This is a genomic window from uncultured Brachyspira sp., from assembly GCF_944390595.1.
Lineage (GTDB): Bacteria > Spirochaetota > Brachyspiria > Brachyspirales > Brachyspiraceae > Brachyspira.
In genome coordinates this window covers 1-3,654 of sequence record NZ_CALXRN010000126.1, presented here as the reverse complement: position 1 = coordinate 3,654, position 3,654 = coordinate 1, and the positions used below count along the sequence as shown (strand labels likewise).

Sequence of the window (3,654 nt, the reverse complement as noted above, 5' to 3'; positions counted from 1 at the left end):
CTTTACCTGTTTGTAAATATTCAATAGCAGCTTTTAACTGTTTATCATAACGAAGATCATATATCTCTTTATAATTATCTAAGTTTCTTTCATTATATATTAAACGCTCAAGTAAATAATCGCTAGGCATTATATTTTGTTTTCTAAGCTCTTCTTTAAAAGCAGGCAAAGCAGTAGCATCTGAACTTTCCTTAGGGTATTTTTTAGCATAAGCAGAAATCTGTCCGCCTTTTCTAAGCTCTGTTAAAGCTGTGATATCTGTGCTTGTAAGTTTAGGCTCTACCACAACGAAGTCAGGAGTTAAACCTTTACCATGAAGTCTTCTTCCATTTGGTGTATAATAATGTGCTACAGTGAATTTGAAAGAAGTATTATCTCTTGCATCTAATGGGAGCACATACTGAACACTGAATTTTCCGAATGTAGTTTCACCCAAAAGTTTAGCTCTTCCGCTGTCTTGTAATGCACCTGAAAGTATTTCAGAAGCAGAAGCACTGTATTGATTAACTAAAACTAATGTATCGCCTTCAAGCCATTCATCGCCTTTCTTAGAAGCATAATAATCCTGATTTTCATTTCTGCTTCTTCCTCTTGTATAAACTATTTTTCCTTCAGTAAGGAATTCTTCTACTATATTTATAGCAGTATCAAGTCTTCCGCCAGGATTGTTTCTTAAATCAAGAATAAGTTTTTTCATACCTTGTTTTTTAAGATCTATTAAAGCATTTTCTAAATCTCTAGCAGTATCATCACCGAAAGTAGTTATTCTTATATATCCTATATTATTATCAACCATTTTATATTTAACGCTTTTTATTTCAATGATTGCTCTTGTAAGAGGATATTTAATAGGCTCTGCAACTCCTTCTCTTACTATAGTTAAAGTTACTTTACTTCCTTCTTTTCCTCTCATTATATTAGCGGCATTATCAACAGACATATCTTTTGTGCTTTTTCCGTCTATCTCTGTTATTATATCACCTGATAATATACCAGCTTTTTCACCCGGACCATCTTCTATAGGAGAAACTACCATTAAACCTTTATCAGCATTCTTTGAAATAGAAAGTCCTACTCCGCCGTATTTACCAGACATTTCTGTATTTAATGCTGTATTTAATTCCTCATCAAGTAAAAATGTAAATGGGTCTTCAGTAGCTTCAAGCATACCTTTTATAGCACCGTACATAAGCTTTTTTGTTGTTACATTATTAGTATCAACGAAATTCTGCTGTAATGTTGCAAATACTTTTTGGAACAATCTGCTGTAATAATAAAAATCATTATCAGACTGAGCATTTCCCTGCTGTGCTATTGCAAGCGAAGGACTTTTAAAATTGAAAAAAGAAATTGCTACTACAAAAATTAAAAGAAATATCCATAAAAGTCTTTCTTTGTTTTTCATCATGTCTAAAATCCTTATATTAAAAATATATATATAAAAAATATACTATAGTTCTAAAATTTTATACCTTATATAAGTAAATTATAACATAAATAGTAAAAAATTTATATACATAAACTTTAAAATATTATGATAACTTTATATTATTTGCTTTACTTTTAAAATACTTTCTATATAATTAATATGTAAGTTTTCTAAGTAAATGGACATATTTATGAAATATACTAAAAAAATTATATTAATTCTTATAACATTATTAGTATTACTATCATGCAGCGACATGCCTACAGGAACAAGAAATCGTCTAAAACTAAAAGACAGAACAGGCAGATACTCAGTTAAAGGCAATTTTAATAAAGATATAACATTAGATTTCATAGTATTTGAATCAGGAAACATTAATTTTATAGGAAGTAAAGCAGATACAGCAAATAATCTAGGTACTTATATACTTGGAAGCCCTGAAAGTACAAATAAAACTTTCTCTTTCGATATAAAAGAAACTATAAATGGAGTTGCTCCTAATACTTATTTTATAGATTTTTTCTACAGTACATTAAAATACTCAAATAATGAAATTCCATTTGAAAAAACTTCAGACAGCACAAATACAAAATTTTATGAAAGAGTAGGAATATATTATAGTCAAAATAAAAACAATAAAATTACAGTATCAAAAAATAAAATAGAATGGAGTTATTTTACTGATGCATATATTGATATAGCTGATTCATATACTGAAGAAATGGTATTTACAAAAACTGTTGATTTTCAAAATGCAAATAATGAAAATCATAGCTTTACTATAACATATACTTTTACAGATAATTCAATAAAATTAAAATTTACTATAACAGATCCTGCATATACTCAATATAATAGTGAAGAAGAATATAGAATAATTTGGGAATAAAAAAATTAAAAGGTTATAATTTATGATAAAAGTATCAGTTGTTTTGCCTATATATAATGTAGAAAAATATTTACCTAAATGTTTGGAAAGCATTATAAATCAAACATTAAAGGATATAGAGATAATATGTGTTAATGATTGCTCTCCCGATAACTCTGAAAACATAATAAAAGAATATGCAAAAAAAGATAATAGAATAAAACTTATAAATAATGAAAAGAATATTGGTGTAGGACTTTCAAGAAATATAGGTGTTGATTCAAGTAATGGCGAATATATTTCTTTTATAGATTCTGATGATTTTATAGAAAGTAATTATTTAGAGAGTTTATATAGTACAGCAAAAAAATATGATGCAGATATAGTTTTTACAAACAATATATATACTGTTAATGAAAGTAAAGGATATATAAAACCTTACTATCATAATAGATTAGAAAAATGGAAAAAAGATTTTAAAGATAAATGTTTTGAAGGAATAAGCAATTTTAATGTAAGCACAAATGAAAAAGAAAATACTCCTGAATATCCATTAGTTTCAAGTGTAAATAAAATATTTAAAAAAGATTTTATTATAAATAATAATTTGAAATTTCAAAATTATATAGTAGCCGAAGACAGCGAATTCTTTTATAAATATTTAGTTTATAATCCAAAAATGTATTACAATAATAATGCTAAATATTATTATGTTCAAAGAAAGTCATCAGCAGTACATTCTATAGAAAAAGATGAGATAACTGTATCGGATGCATTATCTGTATTCAGCAATATATTTAACTTTTATAAAGAAAAAAAAGTTAATCTATTGAAAGAATCCAATTTTTATAATTTCTATTCATTTTTATTTGTATTTAATAATTATAAAGCTGATAATAAAAATGAGTTCTATAAAAAATGCCATGAGCTAATGAAAAAATTAGATGTAGAAATAGACAGAGATAAACATGCATTTTATGCTTATAGTGTATATATAATGAAAACTTATGATGATTATAATGTTTATTTGGAAAAGATCGAAGCAATCAAGAAAAAAGTTTTTGATGCAGCTTGGTGGATACCTTCAATTACATTAAGAGAAAAATATAAAAAAATAAATCTCGATAAGCTTGCAAATAAAAATTGGAAATAGAAAAATATCAAATACTTGAAAAAACATTCAATTATACTATACTAATAAAATTAAAAATAATAAAAGGTATTAAAACTGCATAATGAAAAAAGAATATAAATACAGATTAACAGAAGATGATTTTATAGATTTTCAGCTTCATTATTTGAAATCAAATTCAAATATGACTTCATCCGTAAAGAAAACTATTATAATACTTGTAGT

General features: G+C 25.7%; 3 protein-coding genes. 2 read left to right on the top strand and 1 reads right to left on the bottom strand.

The window, feature by feature from the left end:
- The coding region (locus Q0J90_RS07255; RefSeq protein WP_297277269.1) for a S41 family peptidase at positions 1-1,408 on the bottom strand (1,408 nt) is incomplete at its 3' end.
- A 211-nt stretch (positions 1,409-1,619) separates the two neighbouring features.
- On the opposite strand from Q0J90_RS07255, the gene Q0J90_RS07250 reads away from it, so the two are divergent.
- A complete protein-coding gene (locus Q0J90_RS07250) occupies positions 1,620-2,318 on the top strand; it encodes a hypothetical protein (protein ID WP_297277268.1) in 699 nt (232 codons plus the stop codon).
- Positions 2,319-2,340: 22 nt separating this feature from the next.
- On the top strand, positions 2,341-3,450 hold the full coding sequence (locus tag Q0J90_RS07245; protein ID WP_297277267.1) for a glycosyltransferase family 2 protein: 1,110 nt from the start codon (positions 2,341-2,343) through the stop codon (positions 3,448-3,450).
- The last annotated feature ends 204 nt before the right edge of the window (positions 3,451-3,654 follow it).

Bases quoted from the DNA above. Each gene is read 5' to 3' on its own strand.
- Q0J90_RS07250 (WP_297277268.1), top strand. From the start codon at position 1,620: ATGAAATATACTAAAAAAATTATATTAATTCTTATAACATTATTAGTA.
- Q0J90_RS07245 (WP_297277267.1), top strand. From the start codon at position 2,341: ATGATAAAAGTATCAGTTGTTTTGCCTATATATAATGTAGAAAAATAT.